This window comes from Hydrogenibacillus schlegelii (assembly GCF_001653195.1).
GTDB classification, from domain to species: domain Bacteria; phylum Bacillota; class Bacilli; order Thermicanales; family DSM-22653; genus Hydrogenibacillus; species Hydrogenibacillus schlegelii.
The window spans coordinates 24,157-46,013 of the sequence record NZ_JXBB01000034.1 but is presented as its reverse complement, the minus strand read 5'-3'; the positions used below and the strand labels follow the sequence as shown (position 1 = coordinate 46,013).

Here is a 21,857-nt window from a genome sequence, read left to right as displayed (position 1 = left end):
CTATGATCGCAAAGGGGTGAGTGGTTTGCAGGACGTGTTCGGGGGGCTCGGGGACCCGCTCGTATGGTTCGTCCTCGCCTTCGGCCTTTTTATCGTCGAGGCGTTCACCGTGACGTTCGTCCTCGTCTGGGTCGGCCTCGGGGCGCTCGCGGCGGGAATCGTCACCCTTTTCCGCCCGGAGACGGCCGTCGCCCTCGCCGTCTTTGTTGTCGTTTCGACCGCCCTCTGGTGGGGGACGCGGCCGTTTTCGGAGCGGATGCGGCGTCGGAGCCGGTCGCTTGCGAGCGGCGTCTTTGCCCTTGTCGGGAGGCGGGGATGGACCTTGAGCGCCCTCGACGCCACCGTCCGGGGTGAGGTGAAGATCGACGGGGAGATCTGGTCGGCCCGAAGCGAAAGCGGCCCGATCGCCGCCGGCCGGCCGGTCCGCGTCGTCGCCGTCGAGGGGGTGACGCTCATCGTCGAACCGGATCGGGCGGCCGGACCGCCGGAGGACGGGGCGGAAGCGCCGGGGGGACCGTCGGCGCCAGGGGGCGATGCAAATCCGTCTGTGCCGAATGGCGGACCGAATCCGTCGGCGCCGGTCGGCCCGCCCGGAGGCCCCGGTGGAGGGCGCCGGCTCGGAGACGGCGGCGGCCGGCGGTCCGAGGGTGGAAAAATGTCCAAACGAAAGGGGCGGTGCAATGTTCACCACGTTGTTTAACGTCGTTCTTTTCCTAATCGCCGTTTACCTCGTCGTCCTCCTCATCCGGTCGGTCCGCATCGTCCGCCAGGCGGAGGTCTGCGTCGTGGAGCGGCTCGGGAAGTTTCACCGGGTGCTGGACAGCGGCATTCATCTCATCATCCCGATCATCGACCGCGTGGCGGCGGTGAAGGACCTTCGGGAGCACGTTGTCGAGTTTCCGCCCCAGAGCATGATCACCCGGGACAACGTGAGCATCCAGATCGACAGCGTCGTCTATTATCAGATCACCGATCCGATCCGCAACCAGTACGAAATCGCCAATCCGATCGCCGCCATTGAAAACCTCACGGCGACGACGCTTCGAAACCTCATCGGCGAACTCGACCTCGATCAGACGCTCACGTCCCGGGACACGGTGAACGCCAAACTTCGGGCGGTGCTCGACGAGGCGACGGACAAGTGGGGCATCAAGATCAACCGCGTTGAGATCAAAAACATCGTCCCGCCGAAAGAGATCCAGGACGCGATGGAGCGGCAGATGCGGGCCGAACGCATCCGGCGGGAAGCGGTGCTCATGGCCCAGGGCGAAAAGGAATCCAATATTCTGAAAGCAGAAGGCCTCAAGCAGGCGAAGATCCTCGAGGCGGAGGCCGAGCGGGAGGCGGCGATCCGCCGGGCGGAAGGGGAGAAGCAGTCGCAGATCCTCCGGGCTGAGGGGGAAGCGCAGGCGATCCTGACCCGCGCCGAAGCCCAGGCCCGGGGCCAGCGGATGATCTTCGAGGCGATCAAGCAGGCGGCGCCGACGAAAGAAGTCGTCCAGATCCGCTCCCTCGAGGCGCTGGAGAAGGTCGCCGAAGGGCAGGCGACGAAGCTCATCGTCCCGAGCGACGTCGCTTCCCTCCTCGGCGTCGTCGCCGGAGCGAAGGAAGTGCTCGACCGTTGATCCCCCGAGGGCCCGGCTAGGGCTCCCAGTCGATCGACCGGACGCCGGCGATGCCTTTCAAGGCGGCGACGACGTCGAGGGGCGTGCGCCGGGGTGGAAGGACCACGGCGAGTTCGACGACGACGTCCTCAGGCCGACCGTCGGGGTCTTCTTCGCCGGGGCGGAGGTTCGCCTGAACGATGTCAACCTGGAGCGCCCCGAGGGCGGCGGTGATGGCGCCGAGGCGCCCTGGCCGGTCTTCGACGACGATGGTGAGGGCGTGCGCCTTTTTGCCGAAAAACCGGTCCTCAACCCGCGGCAGAAAGAGCGAGCTGGCGAGGACGATCGCCGTCGCCGCCGCCGCCGGCAGGTAAAATCCGCTCCCGGCGGCGATCCCGATCGCCGCGACGACCCAGAGGGTGGCGGCGGTCGTGAGCCCCTGAACCGTCCAATCCGAACGGCGGAGGATCGCCCCGGCGCCGAGAAAACCGATGCCGCTCACGATTTGCGCCGGGATGCGCGTCGGGTCGTACGGCGTATCCGGGCTCATGTAGGAGCGAAAGCCGTAGATCGACGTCACGGTGATGAGGGCCGATCCGACGGCGACGAACAGGTGGGTTTTGAGCCCCGCCTGTTTGTGTCGCTGCCCCCGTTCCCAGCCGATGAGTCCGCCGAGGACGGCGGCGACGAGGAGTCGCTCGATGAACAACCACGCCTCCATGCACCGGCCTCCTTCCGATCGCGCCCATCATACCACACCGCCCTCGTCCGACCCAAGGCCCGGCGTCCATCCGCCGCCGCTCAGACGGGCATACCTTGAGGAGAGAGGACGTCGCAGGGGAGGCCGTTGCGAGCGTCGGAAGGACACGGGCACCCCCGTCGCACCGGTGTCGGAAGGGGATGGGGTCACCGTTTTGTTCGGGGCGGAAGGGCGCGTGCGTCGGCGCTCAGCTCGCGTCGGAAAGGAGGCGGCGACGTGGAACGATCCCGGACCGATCGCTGGCTTGCCGGGCTGGGAGCGATGTTTCTCTTCCTCGGCTCGAGCACCGGCCTCATGGTCGCCGTCCTCTCTTTCCGACGGGTGCTGGCCCGAAAACGGAGGGCGACCGGGAAGACGCCGATGAACCGGCGGCGGCCGGATCGGGAACCGGTGGATCGGGGGAGGGGAAGCGACGATGGAGCGGCCAAAAGGCGGCGTTCGGCCGACGGGAGGGAAGCGGACGCGGCGGGTCAAACGGGATCGCGGACGCGATCCGATGGAGGCGGGGGCCGTCGAGGACGTCGCGGCGGGCGTCGATGAAGAGGTGTGGATCGCGTTCCTCGCCCTGCTGGCCTCGCTCTTTTATTTTGTCTCCGGTGCCATCGCCCTCTTTCGCAACCTTCCCCTCTGGACGGGGGATAAAAGCGCCGAGTGATGGGACCGGCGGGATGCGCCGAAAGAGGGGACCGACGCCGGGGAGGAGGGCGTAAGGGCGTGGAAGCGGCAGGCCGTGGAAACGAAAGCGCGCCGAAAACGCCGACCGGCCGCCCCGATCATCGGGGCGGCCGGTTTTCGATCTCGGGGAGACCGAACTCGGGGAGCGCCAAGATCCGGAGCGCTCTCAGAACTGTTCTTCTTCCGTCGAGCCGACGAGGGCAAGCGTCGACGAAAGCCCGCCGGAGATGACGAGAGAGACCTGGTCGAAGTAGCCGGCGCCGACTTCCCGCTGGTGCCGCGTCGCGGTGTAGCCGTACGCCTCGCTGGCAAACTCCCGTTCCTGAAGCTCGGCGTAGGCGGCCATCCCCCGATCCCGGTAGTCCCGGGCGAGTTCGAACACGCTGTGGTTGAGCGCGTGGAACCCGGCCAGGGTGACGAACTGGAACTTGTAGCCCATCTCGGCGAGCCGTTCCTGGAACGTGGCGATCGTCCGGTCGTCGAGCTTCTTTTTCCAGTTGAAGGACGGCGAGCAGTTGTAGGCGAGGAGCTTGCCGGGATATTTGGCGTGGATCGCCTCGGCAAACGCCCGCGCTTCTTCGAGGTTCGGCTCGCTCGTCTCGAACCAGAGGAGGTCGGCGTACGGGGCGTAGGCGAGGGCCCGTTCGATCGCCTGCTCGAGTCCGGCCTTGACGACGAAGTAGCCTTCCGGCGTCCGCTCGCCGGTGAGGAACTTCCGATCCCGGGGATCGACGTCCGACTGAAGGAGCGTGGCGCCCAAGGCGTCGGTCCGGGCGATGATGACCGTCGGGACGCCGAGGACGTCGGCGGCGAGGCGGGCGGCGGTGAGGTTCCGGATCGCGAGCGACGTCGGAAGGAGCACCTTCCCGCCCATGTGGCCGCATTTTTTCTCCGCCGACAGCTGGTCCTCGAGGTGGATCGCCGCGGCGCCGGCTTCGATCATCGCCTTCGTCAGCTCAAAAACGTTCAGCGGTCCGCCGAAGCCGGCCTCGGCGTCGGCGACGATCGGCACGAACCAGTCGATGTCGGTCTTCCCTTCGAGGGCGTGGATTTCGTCCGCCCGTTTGAGCGCCCGGTTGATCCGCCGGACGAGGGCCGGGACGCTGTTGGCCGGATACAGGCTCTGGTCGGGGTACGTCTCGCCGGCGAGGTTGGCGTCGGCGGCGACCTGCCAGCCGCTCACGTAGATCGCCTTGAGGCCGGCTTTGACCATCTGAACCGCCTGGCCGCCGGTGAGGGCCCCGAGGGCACGGATGAAGCCGTTCGGGTCGTTTAAGTCCCGCCAGAAGCGTTCGGCGCCGCGCCGGGCGAGGGTGTACTCGATGGTCAGCGTCCCCTGCAGGTTGACGACGTCGTCCGCCGAGTAATCCCGGCGGATACCCTGCCAGCGGGGATTGTGTTCCCAGTCGTGGCGGAGGGCGGCGGCGCGCTCCGGTTTCGTCGGCATGGTCCTCTCCCTTTCCGCGGATTCTGTTATACAATAAACCAAACGCTACACCACTATTATACGACAGTCGCCGCCGATGTCAATCCAATTTGAAACGGCGTTTTATAAAAATGGCAGCGCAAAAATTAGAATTGCCCTGGCCGGGCGTTTGTGCTAAAATGGCGCCAATCCTCAAGGTGGAGATGATGACGGTCGTGAGCCATGTCGTCTACCGCTTCCGCGGTTTCGGGGATCGCCCCGGACTGGGCGAAGCGTTCGAGCAGCGGTTTACGACGATCAAGCTCGCGATGCGGAAGGCTTATCTCGACTGGCTCTACAAGCGGTTTAAGCCGGAGAAGATCCGCACCGCCGAGGCGGAATTTGATCTTTCGGCGATGCAGGCGTACTGGAAAAAAGAGGGCTGGGAGGCCCCGTGACCCGGAGGGGCGGAAGCGGCGTGCCGTTCGCCCGCTCCCAATTCAAAAGGACCTTTTCATCCGACATCCGACGGCCGCGAGGCGGCCGTTTTGTTTTGCGGCCGCCGCTCGGTTGACGGTCGCTTCGTCTTCCTCCGCCGCTTTGCCGACGGCGGTTCGGAGGGGACGTTTGGACGGTTCCCCGCCGGTCGATACTGGATGAAACCGGAAAATCCGGCGATCGGGGGGCGAAACGGTGCTGGGGAAAAGGGCGGAAGGGTGGCTCAGGCCGAGCCTTCGGGAGCTCATCGTCGGCTGGAACGCCGCCGTCGGCGGACTCCGGCCGGCTTACCGCATCCGCCGCTGGGAAGGGCTCGGGACGCCGGAAGGAGACGTCCTTCTGTTCCCGGATGAAGCGCCGCCGGGGACTTTGTTGTGGGGGCGCCTGGGGGGACCGGAGCGGTTCGACGGCGGGCTCTGGGCGGCCGTCCTCGTCTGGCCGGAGCCGAACGGGCTCGAAGCCGTCGTCGCGGCGGCGGCTTTCCTTCGGGCGCTGGCGCCCCGGGCGTCCCATCCGGCCGTCCCGGCCCTCCTTCGGGCGCTCGGCTATCCCCGACCGGATCGGCCCCGGGCGGTGGTGCTCCCCGGGGTGACGCTCCGGGCGGCGCCGGTCGGAGGCGCGGCGTGGGCGCTGAGCGCCGCCTATCGGGCTTGGGAAAAAATTCATTTTGTGATATAAACGGGAGGGGGAAGGGAGAGGAGAGCCGATGGCAGGGGAGATCCTCTGGCCGGTCGCCCTCGGGATCAAACTCGTCTACGCCGGGGCGATCATGGGCGGCGGCGTGACCGCCTCCGGCGCATTCTGGTCTCTGGTGGCCGCGTTGGCGCTCGGTCTGTTGCCGGGTGTTTTCCGCCCGGAACGGCAGCCGTGGGTCCGCTTCGGCATGAACGTCGCCGTCTCGGCGCTTCTGTTCGCCGACCTTCTGTACTTTCGCTATTTCGGCCGTCCGATGTCGATCTACGCCCTGCTTCAGGTGAACAATTTGGGCGGCCTCGGGGGGAGCCTCGAGTCCCTCTGGTCGTGGCGGGAGTGGGTCGTCTGGGCCGACGTCCCGGCGGCGTACGTCTTCGCCCGGCGGTCGTGTCGCCGGCCGAAGCCGTCGATTCCGGCCTTGCAAGCCGTTTTCTTCGGTCTCGTCGCGGCGGCGGCGGTGGGGGGGATCTGGGCCCTGATGGCCGTCCGCACGGCGCCTGCCGAAGCGCCGGCGGCTTTCTCCGGCGGGGAGTCCCGGCCGGCGGTCGGCCGGGGAGCCGTTCAGCGGTACGGACCCCTCGGCCACCACGTCGTCGACGCGCTGGCGATCCTCCGGGAGGGCGAAGCGGCGGCGAATCCGCAAGCGCTCGAGGAGATTGCGGCCTGGTTCCGGAGGCACGATCCGGAGCTCCGGGATTCGTTTGATAACCCCTGGCGCGGCTGGGCGCAGGGGATGAACCTCGTCCTCATTCAGGTAGAGTCGCTGCACAACTTTGTGCTTGACCTTGACATCGAAGGGATTCCGGTGACGCCGAACCTGCGGCGCCTGCGGGAACACGCGCTTTATTTTCCGCATTTTTATCCGCAGACGATCGAAGGGAACAGCTCCGATGCGGAACTTCTGTCGCAGACGTCTCTCTATCCGGCGGCCCGGGGAGCGGCCTTTTACCGGTTTGCCGGTGCGGCTTACCCGTCGCTGGCGAAGAAGCTTCGAGCGCAGGGGTACGCGGTGCTGGCGGTCCACGGGGACCGGGCGTCCTACTGGAACCGGGCGAAGATGTATCCGGGGCTCGGGCTTGAGCCGTTTGTGTCGCTGGAGCATCTGGAAGCGGACGAGATCATCGGCATGGGGCTTTCGGACCGGTCGCTCTTTTGCCAGACGGCAGAGCGGCTCACCCGGACGCCGGAGCCGTTTTATGCGTTTGTGATCACCCTCTCGAGCCACCTGCCCTTTGAGCTTCCAGAAGAAGAGCGGACGCTTCCGCTTCCGCCGGAGCTCGACGGGACGATCGTCGGTCGCTACCTCGAAAGCATCCACTACGTCGACCGGGCGCTCGGGGAGTTCATCGCGGCGCTCAATCAGGCGGGTCTCGCCGAGCGAACGCTGATCGCCCTCTACGGCGACCACGACGGACTGCTCTGGCACAAAGATCGGGACGCGATCGAAGCGGCGTTCGGCGGGCCGATCGACTTTGAGGCGTGGGTGCGGACGTATCAGCCGGTGCCTTTTCTGATTTATCATCCGCGGCTTGCCGGGGAGACGGTGGCGACGATCGGCGGAGAGGTGGACATCGCGCCGACGCTCTCGAACCTGCTCGGCCTTCCCGCCTCGGCGTGGGCCGGTCAGGCGATGGGCCGGAGCCTGCTTGCTCCGACGCCGTCTTATGCCGTCCTTCCCGGCGGCGACTACGCCGAGCCGGCGTTCATCGATCCCGACGGAATTCGGCCGGCGCTTCCGGCCTGGGCCGAAGAGGCGCTTCGGGTGGCGGATCTCATCCATCTGACCCGGTACGTCGAGCGGACGATCGAGGAAGGGGCCGGAGCCGGCGACGATCGGAGCGAAGGGAGGGAGCCGTGAGGATGCGCATGGGGGCCTTGGCCGTCTTGCTGGCGGCGTCCATGTACGGGACGCTGGCGCCGGCGGTCAAGCGGGCGTATGAGGCGGGGCTTTCGTTTGCCGAAGTGACATTCGGTCAGTTGTTCTGGGCGGCGGTGCTGCTTACGGTCGTTCGCGTCGGCCGACGGCTTTTGTTCGACCGTCGCCCCTCGTTCAGCCGCCGGCCCTTCGTCGCTCGCCGGGGCGTTCGGGAAGAGGGGAAGAAGGCGACGCCTTTTAGGCCGGCGGAGGAGCCGGCGGACGAAGGGGGGAGGGGCCGGGCGATCGCCGGCCTCGCCGCCCTTGGCGTCGCCGGCCTCGCCGGCGTGAGCCTCGCCTACTACGGCGCCCTCCGGACGCTTCCGGCGCAGGTGGCGCTCGTGCTTTTGTTTCAGTTCGTCTGGATGGGGATCGTCCTGGAACGCCTCCTCTTCGGCGTTCGCATCACGGCAGGGCGGGCGCTCGCCGTCGTCCTCATCTTCGTCGGCGATGCGCTCGCCCTCCGGGTGTGGGCGATCGACTGGTCGGCGATCGATCTTCGGGGGATGGCGCTCGGCCTTTTGGCCGCCGGGAGCTACACGACGTTTCTCCTCGGTACCGCCCGCATCCGGGCGCCGTATGACGTCGTCGACCGCTCGCTGGTGATGGTCGTCACCGGCGCGCTGGTTGTCAGCGCCTTTTTCCGTCTCACGGAGCCGTCGGCGTCGCTTCTGGCTCCACCGTCGGCGTTCGGGCTCGTCCTCTGGCTCGCCCTCTTCGGCCAGGTCCTGCCGCCGCTTCTGTTCAACTGGGGGGCACCTCGGATCGGCGGGGCGGCGACGACGCTCCTTTCCTCGGCGGAGCTTCCGGTCGGGATGATCACCGCGGCCGTCGTTCTCGGCGAGCCGCTCGGAGGGGTGGAGCTCGCCGGGGTGGCGCTGATCGTCGCCGGCGTGGCCCTCGTCGCATACGGAGGCACGGCCGGCGGGGGGAAGCCGGCAGAGAGGGCCCTTGGGTAGGGCCCGGCATGGATGGGCGCCGCCGACTTCGGGAAGGCTAATCATGGCGTTGCCTCAAAAACGCGGTCTGACGAAAGCGAGGGACGGCCGTGCTTCGCCTTTCCGGGGAAGGGATCGAGGGAAAGGAGATGACCTTCGGCGAGGCGCTTATGCGCCTCCGACCGCTCAGATTCGAGCTCGGCGGCGGTTGGGAGTACGACGGCGGGTACCTCGATCGGCTGCTCGCCCGGGTGGGAGAATCGGACTATTACATCCGCCTGCCGATCGCGGTCGTCGCCGGAGCGCTCGACGCCCCGGCGGCCCGGGTCCGTTTCGGGACGCCGTTTTTGCTCCGGCATGTGCTCCAACACGGCGTCGGGCCGATGCCGGCCCACCCGTTTTTCGACGCCCAGGGCTTAAGCGCGATGTGGAACCAGTTCCAGCCGCCGAAAGACCCCGACGCTCCGATCGACGAGGATCGGTGGCGAGAGGCGTCGGAGGCGGTCGTGCAAAAGGTCCGGGAGGCCCTCGCCGGAGCGCCGGTCGCCGGTTGACGGCGGCCGCCGGCGGATGGGGCGATCTTCGTCCATTTCCGATCGCATGAGCGCAAATTTTTCCGTTGACAACTTGGGCGAGCGGTGTTACGATGTATATCGTCTGACAGCTGTTCTGCGGGTGTGGCGGAATTGGCAGACGCGCTAGATTCAGGATCTAGTGGGCAACCCCCGTGGAGGTTCGACTCCTCTCACCCGCACCACCACGGACATAAAATCCCCTAAAGCCGAGCCGGACGAGGCTTTAGGGGATTTGTTTTTGCTCCCGCTTGGCGTTTCCTTCTTCAGGATGCCGGTGACGAAGCGCCGCTTGCGCCCGAATCGTTCGACGGCCAGAGCGATTCGGGATGGCGCTTCCCCCGATCACGAGCGTAAAGAGGCCGCTCGGTGCCCAATGATCCCCGGATCGAGCCCGAGCAACGCTTCGCACCGGACGAACCGCCGGACGCCGGCGGGAAGCGCGACGAATGTCCGGATCATCGTTCCCCATCCGCCGGGAGGACGTCGGCCTCTCGCACAAACGCATCGACGTCGGCGACCGCCGCCTCCACCGCCCGCTCCCAGAACTTCGGCCGCGTCAGATCGGCGCCGAGGTGCGCCCGGGCCAGCCGCTCGACCGGAAGGCGGCCGGTGTCCCGGAGCAACGCCCGGTAGCGGCGGTGAAACGACGGCCCTTCCGCGATGATGGCCGCCCCTTCGTAAAGGGGATCGTCGCCTTCCGGGCCGGAAGCGGCGCCTCGACGTCGAACCAGGCGAGGCGCGAAAGCCCGAGCCGCTTTGCCTTCGCCTCGAGGTACCGGACGAGGGGCGTTCGCTTCCGGACGACGGCATCCCAAAAATAAGTCTCCCGGGTCTTCTATTCCTTTTTGAGTCCAAGGCGAGGATACCGAAATTCAAACAAATGTTCGAGCGCCGCTTTCGTCCCGCCCCCTGAAGGAGGCAAGCCTTCCCGCGGCGTACTATAATGAATGACAGCACCGGCGTTCTCGGAGGAGGGAGACGATGTCGGATCGGGTGCGGGCCCACATCCGGATCCGCGGGCACGTTCAGGGCGTGGGCTTTCGCTTTTCGATGCGGCGGGAAGCGGAGCGCCTCGGCGTAAACGGTTGGGTGCGGAACCTTCCCGACGGCCGTGTCGAAGCGGTCGCCGAAGGCCCGCGGGATGCCGTCGAGGCGCTCGTCGCCTGGGGGCGTTCGGGGCCGCCGGCCGCCCGCGTCGAGGCGGTCGACGTCACCTTCGGCGCGCCGGAAGGGGAAAAGCCCGGCTTTCGCATCATCGGCTAGGAGGTGCAAAGACGCCGACGGCGAACTGCCTCCGGGCCCGGCTGTTTGGGTCGCCGGCCGACCGGTCGGGTGAAGGCCGGCCGGGATGTCGCTGCCCATTTGACAGGCGAAAGCGGCTTCGGTACGCTAGAGTCAACCGGGGAAAAGGAGGGGTCCGCTTGGAGAACCAGGTTCCGGCTTATGAGACGAATGAGCTGGGGAAAATTCGCATCGCTCCGGAAGTCGTCGGCATCATCGCCGGCCTCGCGGCGCAGGAGGTGGAAGGGGTCGCCGGGATGTCGAGCGGCTTCGTGGAGGAGCTCGTCGATCGCTTCGGTCGCAAGCGGAACCCGTCCCGCGGCGTTCAGGTCGAAGTGGGAGAGCGGGAGGCGGCGGTGGACGTTTCCGTCGTCGTCGAATACGGGCGGGCCATCCGGCAGGTCGCCGAGGACATCCAGCGGAATGTCAAGCGGGCGATCGAAATGATGACCGGGCTCACCGTCGTGGAGGTGAACGTCCACGTCGTCGACATCAGCTTCCCGAAAGAAGAGCGGCCCCAGGAGGCCGAAGTCGTTCCGGAAAAGGCGCCGCGGGTGCGGTAGAGCGATCTTCCGTCCCAAACGAAAAAGGGCGGCAGGCGCCGCCCTTTTTGCTATGTATGGTGACCCCACGGGGACTCGAACCCCGGTTTCCGCGCTGAGAACGCGGCGTCCTGGGCCGCTAGACGATGGGGCCGTGGCTGCGGGACTAGGATTCGAACCTAGACTACCTGATCCAGAGTCAGGCGTGCTACCATTGCACCATCCCGCAATGCCTTCGCTTGCGTCTCTGGGGATCGTCTCCCTCGTGCCGCAAGCAAAACCAATCTTATCACGTATTCTGGCGCAACGTCAAGGGGATTATTGATGCAAATTATGTCATATCCGATCCAAAATGAAACGGCTCCAAAGGCGGCCAAAAGCGCGGGCCCTACGCCCGCGCTTTCAGCCAGTCGATCGCCGCTTCCAGGCGTCGGATCGTTTCGGTTTTGCCGAGGAGCACCATGAGGTGAAAAATCCCCGGTCCGACGGTTCGGCCGCTTAGGGCGAGGCGCGTCGGATGGATCAGGGCGCCGCCGGAGATGCCGAGCTCCGCGATGAGGGCCCGGTAGGCCGCCTCGGTCGTCTCAAGGGTCCACGGCTCGACCGCGGCCAGACGTTCGGCGGCGAGGCGGAGCCGCTCGGCGACTTCCGCCGGGTTTTTGAAGTGCTTGGCGACGCCTTTTTCGTCGTAGGCTTCGACGGGGCGGTAGAAGTAGCTCACGGCGTCAACGAGCTCGACCAGCGTCGCGACCCGCTCCCGGACGGCCTCGATCCGCTCGAGGGCCGTTTTTTTGGCCGCTTCGTCCGGCTCCTCCGGCAAATACCCGGCGGCTTTGAAAAACGGCTCGGCATACGCGTAGACCCGCTCGAGCGGAAGCGTCCGGAGGTAGTGGGCGTTCATCCAGCGGAGCTTGCCGACGTCGTAGACGGCCGGATGCTTGGCGATGCGGGCGAGATCAAACGTCGGGGCGAGCTCCTCGAGGCGGAAGAGTTCGCTCCCGTCTTCCGGCGTGTAGCCGAGGAGCAGGCTGTAGTTGACGATCGCTTCCGGCAAAAAGCCGAGGGCCCGGAATTCTTCGACGCTCGTCGCTCCGTGGCGCTTCGAGAGCTTCGTCCGATCCGGAGCAAGGATCATCGGCACGTGGGCAAACGTCGGCACCGGCGCCCCGAGGGCCCGGAACAGGACGACGTGACGGGGCGTGTTGGAGAGATGCTCTTCCGCCCGGATGATGTGGGTGATGCGCATCTCGGCGTCGTCGACGCAGCTTGCGAAGTGATACGTCGGCATGCCGTCGCTTTTGACGATGACGAAGTCGTCGAGCTGATCCGGCGGGAAGACGACGTCGCCCCGGATGACGTCGTGGACGACGACGGGGCGGTCGAGATCGACTTTCAGGCGAAAGACGGGCTTTCGCCCTTCCGCCTCCCGGGCGGCCCGCTCTTCCGGGGTGAGGTTCCGGCAGGTGCCGGGATAGCGAGGGGTCTTCCCTTCGGCGAGCTGCCGTTTCCGGCTTTCTTCCAGCTCCTCGGCGGTGCAGTAGCACGGGTAGGCCTTGCCTTCGGCGACGAGGCGCTCCAGGGCGGCCCGGTAGAGGGGGAGGCGTTCGGACTGGCGGTACGGCCCGTAAGGGCCCCCTTCTTCCACCCCTTCGTCAAACGTGACGCCGAGCCATCGGAAGCCGTTGAGGATGCTCCGGAGGTGTTCTTCTTTGGAGCGCTCCCGGTCGGTATCGTCGATCCGGAGGACGATTTTGCCGCCGTGACGGCGAGCAAACAGCCAGTTAAAAAGCGCCGTCCTGAGCCCGCCGATGTGCAGTCCCCCGGTCGGACTGGGCGCAAAACGGACGCGGACCGCCTCGTCGGCCGCGTCGGACGGAACGGGACGGGATTCGGCATCGGATAAGCGGTGCAACGGACCGGCTCCTTTCTCGAGCGAGTGATCCCGGTCGTCCCCGGACCGGCACGCCTTTTTATTGTAGCATGTTTGTCCGCTGCATGTTTTGGCCCGGCCGCCGGAAGCGGTTGTGCCCCGAAATTCCCTCCATTAAAATGAAAAGCGCAACGGGGCCCAAAGCACCAAACACGGGAGCGGCGTGCGCGATGACGATGGAAGGCAGGGCCCGCCCGGAGCGGGCATGGTGGAAAGAGGCGATCGTCTACCAGATCTATCCGCGCAGCTTTTTCGACGCGAGCGGCGACGGCGTCGGCGATCTTGCAGGGGTCCTTGCGAAGCTCGATTATCTTCAGGCGCTCGGCGTCGATGCCGTCTGGCTGTCCCCGATCTACCGTTCGCCGGGAGCCGATCACGGCTACGATGTGAGCGATTATCGGGAGATCGATCCTCAGTTCGGGACGATGGCGGATTTTGAGCGGCTCGTCCGGGAGGCGGACGCCCGGGGGATCCGCCTCGTTCTCGACCTCGTCGTCAATCATACGAGCGACGAGCATCCGTGGTTTTACGCCTCCCGGCAGGGGATCGTTCCGTATCGGGATTTTTATATCTGGCGGACGGGGAAAAACGGCGGCCTCCCCAACCGCTGGCGGTCGGTCTTCGGCGGCCCGGCCTGGACGTACGTGCCGGAACGGAATGCGTATTATCTGCACCTATTTAGTCCAAAACAACCGGATCTCAACTGGGACTTGCCGGCGGTGCGGCAGGAAGTCTACCGGCTGATGCGCTTCTGGCTGGAAAAGGGCGTCGCCGGCTTCCGCATGGATGTCATCAACGCCATCGGCAAGCCGGAGCTCGACGACGAGACGGACGCGGTCGGTTTCGAGCGGGTGATCAACCATCCGAAGGCGTTTCGCTATCTGGAGGAGATGTACGAGGCGGTCCTGAAGGGAGCGGATCTCCTCACCGTCGGCGAGACGCCGGGGGTGACGCCGGAACACGCCTGGCGGTACGCCGCTCTCGGGCGGGGCCCGCTGGGGATGATCTTCCCCTTCGAGCACATGACCGTCGACATCGGGGCGACGAAGTGGGAGCCGGCGCCTTTCGACGTCGTCCGGTGGAAGCGGGTTCTCTTCCGCTGGCAGACGAAGCTCGAAGGCCGGGCGTGGCCGGCCCTTTACCTCGGCAATCACGATCAGCCGCGCCCGGTGTCCCGTTTCGGCGACGACGGGGAGTACCGGGTGGCGGCGGCGAAGCTCCTGGCCGCGCTTCTCCTTCTGCAAAAGGGGACGCCGTTTGTCTATCAGGGCGAGGAGATCGGCATGACGAACGTCCGCTTCCCGTCGATCGACGACTACCGGGACATCGAGACGCTGAATTTTTACCGGGAGGGGCGGGAGCGGGGCGTCGCCGAGGAGACGCTCATGGCGGCGATCCACCGGATGAGCCGGGACAACGCCCGGACGCCGATGCAGTGGTCGGCGGGAAAAAATGCCGGCTTTACCTCCGGGACGCCGTGGATTCGGGTGAATCCGAATTACCGGGAGATCAACGTCGAGGCGGCATGGGCCGATCCGGAGTCGGTGCTCCATTTCTACCGCGCCCTCATCGCCCTCCGGAAGCGGGTGCCGGCCCTCGTCTACGGCCGGCTGGTGCCGCTTTGCCCGGACGATCCGGCGGTCATCGCCTTTCTTCGGGAAGACGAGGCGGGGCCGTGGCTGGTGGCGCTCAATTTGTCACCGGTGCCGACGACGTGGCCCCTCCCGCGGCCGATCGCCGGCCGTCCGATGGTCCGGGTGCTGGACAACCGGCACCGCCCGCCGGCGTACTGGGATCCGGCGACGCCGATCCCCGTCGCTTGGGGGGACGGGGAGGCGGCCGCCTTTGCCGAGGTCGGCGGGGGCAAGGCCGCCGGCGGGCCGGAGATCGGCGCGCCCGGAGAGCGGCCGCCGGAACGGGGGGGTCACGGAGCCGGCCCGTCGACGTTCGCCGGAGAAGGGCGACGGGAAACGCCGGTCGGGGCGGCCGGGCCGGACGGGAAGCAGACGGCCGCGGACGTCCGCCGGGGATCGTGGGAGGTCGAGCGGCCGGAGGCGTTTCGGCTCGGGCCTTACGAGGCGCGGGTGTACCGGATGGCGCCGCCCGGGCACCGTCGCCGCCGGCCGGGGGAGGGAGACGGATGAGCGCCTGGGCGCAGTGGCTCGTCATCGGTTGGTCGGCGTTGATGATCGTGTTCTTGAGCATCGGCGGATTTTTCATGTTCCGGAAGTTTCTTTTCTCCATGCCCCGGGTCGACGGTCCGTCGGTCCTTGAACGGCGTCGGGCGCTGATCGAACAAAGCCTTCCCCTCTGGACGGACGAGGGGAAGCGACTGCTGAATGCCCTCGTGGCGCCGGTGCCGTCTTTGTTTCGGGCAGCGGCCAAGGAAGCGATCGCGGCGAAGATCGCCGAGCTCGCCCTGGAGCGCGGTCTTTCGTCGATCGATCCGGCCACGATCGTCGAGGGCTACATCCGGGCGACGCCCCGGCAGGATCACCGGCACCTCATCCGGCGGCTTCATGAGCTCGGCATCGATGCGTCGCCGTATCGGGCGCTCCTCGATCCGTCCGGCCGGTGGACGAAGGCGGAGCTTAAGGCGCGGTCAAAGCAGAGCGACCGGACCCGCGGGTGAGGCGAAGCGGGGGCGGCGAAGGGAAAAGCGGGATTGAACCAAGATTGGGCGGTGCCGGGACGCGGCGAAAAGACGCCCGGGCGGCGCCGGATCCGAAAAAGGCCGGCGATTTTGAAACCGCCGGCTTTTTGCGTGCGCCCGGAAGCGGTGGCCGTCGTACGCCTTCGCTCCGTCCTCCTCCGGAACCGGCGGAAGCCGAAACGCTCGATCGCCTTTTACGTCCGGGGTGCGCCCTTCGTCGCCCGAAAAAGGACGGCGTCCAGATGGGGCAGTGCCGTCCAGGTGAGCCGTTCGTGGGTGCGGAGGGCCTGAAGGAGCGGAAGAAGCGCCCGGGGATCTCCGGAGAAGAAAGCGGGGTTGAGCGGGGCGATCGCCTCCGGATCGAGGCGGCCGTCCGGGGAAAAGAAGCCGTCCGGCGGCCGGGGGCTCGGTGGCCGCTCCGGACCGAACCGGCCGCTCCGGCCGTCGAGGGGATGCCGGTCGAGGACGTCGAGCCGGGAAAATCCGGCGGACCGAAAGGCCTGCTCCCAGTCGTCGGCGCAAAACGGCCGGGCGATGCGGTAGAAGGCGATAAACGCTTCCTTCAGCGCCGGCGGAAACGGGGTGTTCAGGACAAGTTCCCGGGCCAGGACGAAGCCGCCGGGGCGGAGCACGCGGTGCCACTCCCGGAGCGCCCGATCCGAGACGAACAGGGCGACCGACTCGGACCACACGGCGTCGAACGTCTCCTCAGGAAACGGGAGCGTTTCGGCATCATGCGCGAAGACGTCCGCGTCAAGGCCGGAGGCGCGAAGCCGCGCCCGGGCCCGGGCGACGTGCCGGGAATCCCGTTCGACGGCCGTCACCCGGTAGCCGGCGACGGCAAGGCGGACGGTGCTTCGCCCCCCGCCGGCGCCGACCTCCAGGATGCGGGCGCCGGGGCGAAGGCCGGAGGCGGCGAGCGCCGCGAGCATCGCCTCGGAGGCGAGGGGGCCGCCGGGGTGCGCATCGTCGATGCCGAGGCGGGCGATGAGTTCCAGGTAATCGATCCGTTCGTTCATCCGGCACCGTCCTTTTTTGAAGTCGAAGCGTCGGGCCGGATCAGCATATGCGCGCGGGCCGGAAGGCGGCGCGGCGCTTTTCCGCATCCGACGGGCCCGAAAATGGGCGCCGGCGGATGGGTGGGCAAGTTCCCGCCGCCCTTGCCCGGTCATACGGTGGTACCGAGCGACGGAAGAGGGGGAGGGAACGGTGGGTGTCGTTCGGGCGACGTGGGATGAACTGCAGATTCTTGCGCGGCTGATTCGCGCCGAAGCGGAGTCTGAAGGCAAGCTCGGGATGCTCCTCGTCGGCAACGTCGCCGTCAACCGCGTCCGGGCGAACTGCCTCGATTTCCGCGGCATCCGCACGCTTCGGCAAGCGATCTTTCAGTCTCCCGGCGGCTTTGAAGCGGTGCGGAAAGGGTATTTTTACCAGCGCGCCCGGGCGAGCGAGGTCGCCCTGGCCCGGAAGTGCGTGCAGGGGCGGCGGTTTCATCCTGCGACGTTTGCCCTCTGGTTTTTCAAGCCGTACACCGGCGGCTGTCCGCCGCAGTGGTTCCGGCAGTGGAATGCCGGCCGCTACAAGTCCCACTGCTTTTATCATCCGACGGCGTCGACCTGTCCGGGCGTCTACCGGGGATGAAGGCCGCGATCGCGGCGGAAGCCGGCGAGCGAAAGCGGACGGATGGTTCGCCATCGCCAAAAAACCGAAAAAACGGGAAAGGAGCGCGAGGTTCGGGATGTGGGATGCGATGCCGCTTTGGCCTGCGGCGGGGAATGAGACGTTCGGAGCACTGGAGCCGATGGTTTTCTCCGGAATGTGGGGGCAGACGTATGCCGGCACCGGAACCGGGGCCAAAGGGACGGGAACGACGGGAACGAAAGGGACGGAAGGATCGGGGGCGCCGGCTCCCGCGGGGCCTTCGACGGCGCTTTCGGCCGGGACGCCCGGCACGCCGGCGATGCCGCAAGCGACCTGGCCGACGGTCTATCCGACTTACCCGTTTTATTCCTATTATCCGTATTATGCGGGTTCTGCCGTGCCTCCGGTGACCGCCTACGGTCCGCTTCCTCCGAGCGGCGCCGTCGTTCCCGGGGTGCCGATGACGGAAGAGCAGATGATCGCCGAGCAGTCGTACGTGGAAAACATCCTTCGCTACAACAAAGGAAAGACGGCAACGTTTTATCTCACGTATGAAAATAACCGCGAATGGAACGCGATGGTCATCCGAGGCGTCATCCAGACCGCCGGCCGGGATCACATCATCGTGAGCGACCCGGAGACGGGGAAACGCTATCTCCTTCTCATGGTGAACCTGGATTACGTCGTCTTCGATGAGCCGATCACCTATATCGCGCCGAAGGTGCCGCCTTACGTGCAGATGTACCTCGAAGAGTCCCGGGAAGGGTGAGACGGGCCCGAGAACGCATGCAAAAACGCGCGGCCGTGCCGCGCGTTTTTGTTGCCGCCGGGAAAAAGGGGGAGAAGAGACGGCGCTCGGGTTGCCACGGGGATAAAGCGTCAGAAGAGACGAATGGGGGACGGAGATGGGATGGCTGAAGTTTCGCTGAAGGCGCTCGTCGCTTCGTCGGCGTGGGCGGTGCACGCGTCGATGGGCGCGGTCGTCGACCGGCGCCCGACGGGGGAAGAGAAGGACGGTCGGAAAGTCGTTCGGTTCTGGCAGGCGTTTCGCCCCCTCCGGACGATCCTCGGCCGCGGGCGGGCGCCGTGGCTTATCGTCGAAGCGGGGCTCGAGCCGCCGCCCCCGGTGGACGATCCGCTGAACGCCGCCTATCCCGGCCCGTACGCCGAGGGGGATTACGTGCTTTTTCTTCGATCCGACCCCGCCGCCGGCGGCTGGCGCCTCGTCGGCGGCTGGCAGGGGCTGTATCCGGTCATCGGCGGACGGCTCGTCGCCCTCGAAGGCTACGGAACGCCGGAGCTTCATGGCCTCACGGTGGCGGAAGCGGCGATGCGACTTAGGACCGTCAAGCGTTCGCCATAAGTCCGGCGCCGTGCGGTCCGCCGGTCGGTCCTGTCGCCTGCGGTCCGCCGGTTCACCCGGCCGCCGCGCGGGCCGTCGCAGGGCGAAAGCGGGCCGCGCGGCGCCGCCCGGCTCCCGGAACGCCGTCCGGTGAAGCGGCGAGCGCGGGAGCGTCGCGGGATCGGCCCCGTCGCCCGGGTGAAACGACGGCCGCGGAAGGCGGCATGCCGGAGGGCCGTCCGGAAAAACGCTTACAGCGTGAGCGCCCGGACGCGGTCGATGTCGTCGAGCCGCTCGAGGTCGGCGAGGACGTCGGGCCCCGGCGGGTGGTCGACGGTGAGCATCATGATCGCCCGGCCGCCCTCGTCCCGCCGGCCGACCTGCATCGTGGCGATGTTCACGCCGTGGCGGCCGAGGAGCGTGCCGACGCGGCCGATGACGCCGGGGCGGTCGTGGTGGTGAACGTAGAGGATGGGACCCCGGGGGACGACGTCGACGGAAAAGCCGTCGACCTTGACGATGCGGGGGCCCAAGCCGTTCAGGACGGTGCCGGCGGCCGAGAAGCTCGCCCCGGTTTCGTCGGTCGCCTCGACGGTGAGGAGCTTTTCGAACCCTTCGGTCCGGGGGGTCATCTCGGCGGTGACGGCGAGGCGCCGTTGCTTGGCGAGGAAGAGGGCGTTGACGAAGTTGACGTGAATGTCGAGCTGTCGCTTCAAAAAGCCCTGGACGACGGCCCGGGTGAGGGCGGCTTCGTCGTCGGGACCGAAAGCGCCGCCGTAGGTGATCCGGAGCCGGGTCGGCGCCCGCTCGATGAGGGCACCGACGAAGCGGCCGAGGGCATCGGCGAGGGCGAGGTCGTCTTTCAGGCGGGCGTAGACGTCCGGGGCGAGGGAGGGGAAGTTGACGCTGTTTTTAAACGGCCGGCCCCGGAGGACGTTCAGCACCTCCTGGGCGACGTCCCGGGCGACGAGTTCCTGGGCTTCGACGGTGCTCGCGCCGAGGTGCGGCGTGACGACGACGTTCGGGAGATCGAGGAGGGGATTCCCGGCCGGCGGTTCTTCGGCGAAGACGTCGAGGGCGGCGCCCGCGACCTTGCCGGAGACGAGGGCGTCGTAGAGGGCCCGTTCGTCGATGAGGCCGCCCCGAGCGCAGTTGACGATGCGGACGCCGTCTTTCATCCGGGCGATGGCGGCGGCGTCGATCAGGTTCCGCGTCTCGTCCGTCAGCGGGGTGTGCAGCGTGATGATGTCGGCCTCGGCGAGGAGCGTCTCGAAGCTTACTTTTTCGACGGCAAGCGCCCGGGCCCGCTCTTCGGTGAGGTAGGGGTCGTAGGCGATGACCCGCATCTCAAACGCCTTGGCCCGCTTGGCGACTTCCTGGCCGATGCGACCAAGGCCGACGATGCCGAGGGTTTTTCCGGCGAGCTCGAAGCCGAGGAAGGCCTTCCGATCCCAGCGCCCGGCCACGAGGGACTGGTGCGCCCGGGGGATGTGCCGGGCGAGGGCGAGCATCATCGCCAGGGTGTGCTCGGCGGCGGCGATCATGTTGCCGTAGGGGGCGTTCAGGACGATGACGCCCCGTTCGGTGGCGGCGTCGAGGTCGATGTTGTCGACGCCGACGCCGGCCCGGCCGATGACCTTGAGCTTCGGCATGTCGGCGATGAGCTCCCGGGTGACTTTGGTCTGGGAGCGGACGAGGAGGGCGTCCGCCCGGGCAAACGCCGCCCGGCGGGTGGCCTCGTCGGCCCCGTCGACCCGGAGGAGTTCGACGTCGTCGGCGTCGAGGAGGGCTCTGAGGCCGTCGTCGGACAGAGGATCGGCGACGGCGATGACGTACGGGCCCCGGGCGCCGGCGGTAAGGAAGGACGGGGCAGCCTGTTCGCCCGCCGCCGGTGACGTCGGTGCCGGGGCGGCGGTCCGTTCGGTCGCGGTCTCGGTCGCCGTCTTTCCGGCCAGAAGTCGGTCGGTCATGCGAGGGTCACCTCCAGGGCGGCGCGGATGCCGGCGCCGAGTGGGCTTTCGGGGTCGAGGCGCTTCGCGGCCACTTCGAGGGCAGCGATATACTGCAGCACGTCCGCTTCGGACAGATAGCCCATGTGGCCGATGCGGAAGATCTCGTCTTTCAGCTTTCCCTGGCCGGAAGCGAAGACGATGCCGAATTCGTCCCGGACCGCCTGAAGGAGGGCCTTTGGCGTAAAGCGCGTCGGCCGGACGGCGGTGACCGTCGGGGAGGCGACGGCGTCGGCGGCCAGGAGGGGCACGCCGAGGGCCTTCAAGGCGGCCCGGGTCATGTCCCGCATCTTCCGGTGCCGGGCGAAGACGTGGGCGAGGCCCTCCGCTTCGATGAGGTCGAGGGACGCTTCGAGGGCGAAGAGGAGCGTCACCGCCGGGGTGAAGGGGACGGTGGACTGGGCGAGGGAGGCCTCGTACTGCCGGAGGTCGGCGTAAAAGCGGGGGCTTTGGATGCGGTGCATTGCCGCCCGGGCCCGTTCGCCGAGGGCGACGAGGGCGAGACCCGGCGGGGCCATAAGGGCCTTTTGCGATCCGGAGGCGACGGCGTCGACGCCCCAGACGTCCATCTCGACCGGTGTGCCGCCCAGGCTGGAGACGGCGTCGACGACGAGGAGGGCGTCGGAATGTTCCCGGACGACGCGGGCGATGTCGGCGATCGGGTTCAGGACGCCGGTGGACGTCTCGCTGTGGGTGGCGACGACGGCCCGGACGTCGGGGTGAGCCTGAAGCAGCCGCCGGACGTCGTCGGGATCGACGGCCTCACCCCACGGGACGTGGTGAGGAATCGCCTGCCGGCGGTGGCCTTCGGCGATGCGGAAGAAGCGCTCGCCGAAGGCGCCGGTGATGAGGTGGAGCACCTTGTCCCCTTCGTCGGTGACGTTGACGAGGGCCGTCTCGAGGGCGAGGGTGCCGCTCCCGGCGAGGAGGTAAACGGCGCCGGAGGTGCCGAAGAGGGGCCGAAGGCGCGGGATGAGGTCGGCGATGAGGGCGTCCATCGCCTTGTCCCGGTGGCCGATCATCGGCCGGATCATCGCCCGCTCGACGCTCGGCGGAAGCGGCGTCGGGCCCGGAATGCGGAGAAAGGCCTGATCCTTCAGCATGGAATCCCTCCACTCCGTGTCTTTCGAATCGGGAGAATCAAAAAACCTCCCGTCCCTTCCTTTCGGAAGGGGCGAGAGGTTCCTCGCGGTACCACCCTTCTTCGCAGCCGCCGCCCCGTCACGCTCGGCTCGCCTTGAAGCGTTCGGGCGCGCCCGGACCGCCGACTCGACGGCGGACCGTCGGCTCCGAAGCCGGACCGGCGGCCCGTCGTAAACCGCTCGGGCCGCGCGCCGAGCGGAGCAAGCGGCTGCCTCAGTGGCCTTACAGCCGACGATAACGGGTGACCCGTTGT

At 67.4% G+C, this 21,857-nt stretch carries 21 protein-coding genes, 3 tRNA genes and 1 pseudogene; 16 read left to right on the top strand and 9 right to left on the bottom strand.

Annotated elements, in window-relative coordinates:
* Positions 1-16 precede the first annotated feature (16 nt).
* Together SA87_RS08755 and SA87_RS08750 are read left to right on the top strand one after the other, a co-directional pair.
* Positions 17-700 carry an NfeD family protein gene (locus SA87_RS08755; RefSeq protein ID WP_169816945.1) on the top strand — a complete coding sequence of 228 codons (684 nt, stop codon included), beginning with the start codon at positions 17-19 and terminating at the stop codon, positions 698-700.
* Complete coding sequence (locus SA87_RS08750) at positions 681-1,625, top strand: SPFH domain-containing protein (RefSeq protein ID WP_066202106.1); 945 nt, start codon at positions 681-683, stop codon at positions 1,623-1,625. The genes SA87_RS08755 and SA87_RS08750 overlap by 20 nt, the downstream gene beginning before the upstream one ends.
* A gap of 16 nt (positions 1,626-1,641) precedes the next feature.
* Here SA87_RS08750 and SA87_RS08745 read toward each other — a convergent pair whose 3' ends face one another.
* A complete protein-coding gene (locus SA87_RS08745) occupies positions 1,642-2,325 on the bottom strand; it encodes an MgtC/SapB family protein (RefSeq protein ID WP_066202104.1) in 684 nt (227 codons plus the stop codon).
* A 454-nt stretch (positions 2,326-2,779) separates the two neighbouring features.
* On the opposite strand from SA87_RS08745, the gene SA87_RS08740 reads away from it, so the two are divergent.
* Entirely contained in the window at positions 2,780-3,019 is a 240-nt protein-coding gene (locus SA87_RS08740) for a hypothetical protein (protein WP_066202102.1), read from the top strand.
* Between the two features lie 186 nt (positions 3,020-3,205).
* Here SA87_RS08740 and aceA read toward each other — a convergent pair whose 3' ends face one another.
* A complete protein-coding gene (gene aceA / locus SA87_RS08735) occupies positions 3,206-4,486 on the bottom strand; it encodes an isocitrate lyase (RefSeq protein ID WP_066202100.1) in 1,281 nt (426 codons plus the stop codon).
* A gap of 158 nt (positions 4,487-4,644) precedes the next feature.
* Here aceA and SA87_RS08730 point away from each other — a divergent pair, with 158 nt between their 5' ends.
* The 6 genes from SA87_RS08730 to SA87_RS08705 all read left to right on the top strand — a co-directional run bounded on the left by SA87_RS08730 (position 4,645) and on the right by SA87_RS08705 (position 9,245).
* Positions 4,645-4,902 (top strand): hypothetical protein, encoded by a 258-nt coding sequence (locus SA87_RS08730; RefSeq protein WP_066202098.1) that lies wholly within the window; start codon positions 4,645-4,647, stop codon positions 4,900-4,902.
* Between the two features lie 235 nt (positions 4,903-5,137).
* Complete coding sequence (locus SA87_RS08725; protein ID WP_066202096.1) at positions 5,138-5,620, top strand: hypothetical protein; 483 nt, start codon at positions 5,138-5,140, stop codon at positions 5,618-5,620.
* Between the two features lie 28 nt (positions 5,621-5,648).
* Positions 5,649-7,493, top strand: a complete 1,845-nt coding sequence (locus SA87_RS08720; protein ID WP_066202094.1) for an LTA synthase family protein — start codon at positions 5,649-5,651, stop codon at positions 7,491-7,493.
* 2 nt (positions 7,494-7,495) lie between these two features.
* Positions 7,496-8,509: an EamA family transporter gene (locus SA87_RS08715; protein WP_066202092.1), complete on the top strand. Its 1,014-nt coding sequence runs from the start codon at positions 7,496-7,498 to the stop codon at positions 8,507-8,509.
* An 89-nt stretch (positions 8,510-8,598) separates the two neighbouring features.
* Positions 8,599-9,042 (top strand): YugN family protein, encoded by a 444-nt coding sequence (locus SA87_RS08710; protein WP_066202090.1) that lies wholly within the window; start codon positions 8,599-8,601, stop codon positions 9,040-9,042.
* Between the two features lie 117 nt (positions 9,043-9,159).
* Positions 9,160-9,245, top strand: a tRNA-Leu gene (locus SA87_RS08705).
* Positions 9,246-9,518: 273 nt separating this feature from the next.
* Here the strand turns inward: SA87_RS08705 and SA87_RS13535 are convergent.
* Positions 9,519-9,686, bottom strand: coding sequence for a hypothetical protein (locus SA87_RS13535; protein WP_169816944.1), 168 nt, complete (start codon positions 9,684-9,686; stop codon positions 9,519-9,521).
* Positions 9,687-10,044: 358 nt separating this feature from the next.
* On the opposite strand from SA87_RS13535, the gene SA87_RS08695 reads away from it, so the two are divergent.
* Both SA87_RS08695 and SA87_RS08690 read left to right on the top strand, forming a co-directional pair.
* Positions 10,045-10,326, top strand: a complete 282-nt coding sequence (locus SA87_RS08695; RefSeq protein WP_066202082.1) for an acylphosphatase — start codon at positions 10,045-10,047, stop codon at positions 10,324-10,326.
* Positions 10,327-10,484: 158 nt separating this feature from the next.
* Positions 10,485-10,907, top strand: a complete 423-nt coding sequence (locus tag SA87_RS08690) for an Asp23/Gls24 family envelope stress response protein (protein ID WP_066202080.1) — start codon at positions 10,485-10,487, stop codon at positions 10,905-10,907.
* 57 nt (positions 10,908-10,964) lie between these two features.
* On the opposite strand, the gene SA87_RS08685 is transcribed toward SA87_RS08690, so the two are convergent.
* The 3 genes from SA87_RS08685 to gltX form a co-directional block, all read right to left on the bottom strand.
* Positions 10,965-11,040: transfer RNA gene (locus SA87_RS08685), tRNA-Glu, on the bottom strand.
* Between the two features lies 1 nt (position 11,041).
* Positions 11,042-11,115 (bottom strand) — tRNA-Gln (locus SA87_RS08680).
* A gap of 159 nt (positions 11,116-11,274) precedes the next feature.
* Positions 11,275-12,798 carry a glutamate--tRNA ligase gene (gltX, locus tag SA87_RS08675; protein ID WP_066202078.1) on the bottom strand — a complete coding sequence of 508 codons (1,524 nt, stop codon included), beginning with the start codon at positions 12,796-12,798 and terminating at the stop codon, positions 11,275-11,277.
* Between the two features lie 188 nt (positions 12,799-12,986).
* On the opposite strand from gltX, the gene SA87_RS08670 reads away from it, so the two are divergent.
* Both SA87_RS08670 and SA87_RS08665 read left to right on the top strand, forming a co-directional pair.
* Positions 12,987-14,960 (top strand): glycoside hydrolase family 13 protein, encoded by a 1,974-nt coding sequence (locus SA87_RS08670; protein WP_066202076.1) that lies wholly within the window; start codon positions 12,987-12,989, stop codon positions 14,958-14,960.
* Positions 14,957-15,376, top strand: a pseudogene (locus SA87_RS08665) (DUF2621 family protein); the annotation flags it as partial. The gene SA87_RS08670 and the pseudogene SA87_RS08665, both read left to right, overlap by 4 nt.
* 287 nt (positions 15,377-15,663) lie before the next feature.
* On the opposite strand, the gene SA87_RS08660 reads toward SA87_RS08665, so the two are convergent.
* Positions 15,664-16,488 (bottom strand): class I SAM-dependent methyltransferase, encoded by an 825-nt coding sequence (locus SA87_RS08660; protein ID WP_066202073.1) that lies wholly within the window; start codon positions 16,486-16,488, stop codon positions 15,664-15,666.
* A 190-nt stretch (positions 16,489-16,678) separates the two neighbouring features.
* On the opposite strand from SA87_RS08660, the gene SA87_RS08655 reads away from it, so the two are divergent.
* The 3 genes from SA87_RS08655 to SA87_RS08645 all read left to right on the top strand — a co-directional run bounded on the left by SA87_RS08655 (position 16,679) and on the right by SA87_RS08645 (position 18,473).
* Entirely contained in the window at positions 16,679-17,110 is a 432-nt protein-coding gene (locus SA87_RS08655; RefSeq protein WP_066202070.1) for a cell wall hydrolase, read from the top strand.
* A 319-nt stretch (positions 17,111-17,429) separates the two neighbouring features.
* Positions 17,430-17,879 carry a spore coat protein GerQ gene (gene gerQ, locus SA87_RS14295; protein WP_066202275.1) on the top strand — a complete coding sequence of 150 codons (450 nt, stop codon included), beginning with the start codon at positions 17,430-17,432 and terminating at the stop codon, positions 17,877-17,879.
* 141 nt (positions 17,880-18,020) lie between these two features.
* Positions 18,021-18,473, top strand: a complete 453-nt coding sequence (locus tag SA87_RS08645) for a hypothetical protein (RefSeq protein ID WP_066202068.1) — start codon at positions 18,021-18,023, stop codon at positions 18,471-18,473.
* Between the two features lie 230 nt (positions 18,474-18,703).
* Here the strand turns inward: SA87_RS08645 and serA are convergent, their stop codons facing one another.
* Positions 18,704-20,422, bottom strand: coding sequence for a phosphoglycerate dehydrogenase (gene serA / locus SA87_RS08640; RefSeq protein WP_082718236.1), 1,719 nt, complete (start codon positions 20,420-20,422; stop codon positions 18,704-18,706).
* A complete protein-coding gene (locus tag SA87_RS08635) occupies positions 20,419-21,564 on the bottom strand; it encodes a pyridoxal-phosphate-dependent aminotransferase family protein (RefSeq protein ID WP_066202066.1) in 1,146 nt (381 codons plus the stop codon). The genes serA and SA87_RS08635 overlap by 4 nt, the downstream gene beginning before the upstream one ends.
* Between the last annotated feature and the right edge of the window lie 293 nt (positions 21,565-21,857).

What these genes read in the sequence shown, in the direction of transcription:
- gerQ (WP_066202275.1), top strand. Translation starts at nt 17,430, where the DNA reads ATGCCGCAAGCGACCTGGCCGACGGTCTATCCGACTTACCCGTTTTAT.
- SA87_RS08750 (WP_066202106.1), top strand. Translation starts at nt 681, where the DNA reads ATGTTCACCACGTTGTTTAACGTCGTTCTTTTCCTAATCGCCGTTTAC.
- SA87_RS08635 (WP_066202066.1), bottom strand. Translation starts at nt 21,564, where the DNA reads ATGCTGAAGGATCAGGCCTTTCTCCGCATTCCGGGCCCGACGCCGCTT.
- aceA (WP_066202100.1), bottom strand. Translation starts at nt 4,486, where the DNA reads ATGCCGACGAAACCGGAGCGCGCCGCCGCCCTCCGCCACGACTGGGAA.
- SA87_RS08745 (WP_066202104.1), bottom strand. Translation starts at nt 2,325, where the DNA reads ATGGAGGCGTGGTTGTTCATCGAGCGACTCCTCGTCGCCGCCGTCCTC.
- SA87_RS08695 (WP_066202082.1), top strand. Translation starts at nt 10,045, where the DNA reads ATGTCGGATCGGGTGCGGGCCCACATCCGGATCCGCGGGCACGTTCAG.
- SA87_RS08720 (WP_066202094.1), top strand. Translation starts at nt 5,649, where the DNA reads ATGGCAGGGGAGATCCTCTGGCCGGTCGCCCTCGGGATCAAACTCGTC.
- serA (WP_082718236.1), bottom strand. Translation starts at nt 20,422, where the DNA reads ATGACCGACCGACTTCTGGCCGGAAAGACGGCGACCGAGACCGCGACC.
- SA87_RS08740 (WP_066202102.1), top strand. Translation starts at nt 2,780, where the DNA reads ATGGAGCGGCCAAAAGGCGGCGTTCGGCCGACGGGAGGGAAGCGGACG.
- SA87_RS08670 (WP_066202076.1), top strand. Translation starts at nt 12,987, where the DNA reads ATGACGATGGAAGGCAGGGCCCGCCCGGAGCGGGCATGGTGGAAAGAG.
- SA87_RS08660 (WP_066202073.1), bottom strand. Translation starts at nt 16,488, where the DNA reads ATGAACGAACGGATCGATTACCTGGAACTCATCGCCCGCCTCGGCATC.
- SA87_RS08730 (WP_066202098.1), top strand. Translation starts at nt 4,645, where the DNA reads ATGGCGCCAATCCTCAAGGTGGAGATGATGACGGTCGTGAGCCATGTC.
- SA87_RS08645 (WP_066202068.1), top strand. Translation starts at nt 18,021, where the DNA reads ATGGCTGAAGTTTCGCTGAAGGCGCTCGTCGCTTCGTCGGCGTGGGCG.
- SA87_RS08715 (WP_066202092.1), top strand. Translation starts at nt 7,496, where the DNA reads ATGCGCATGGGGGCCTTGGCCGTCTTGCTGGCGGCGTCCATGTACGGG.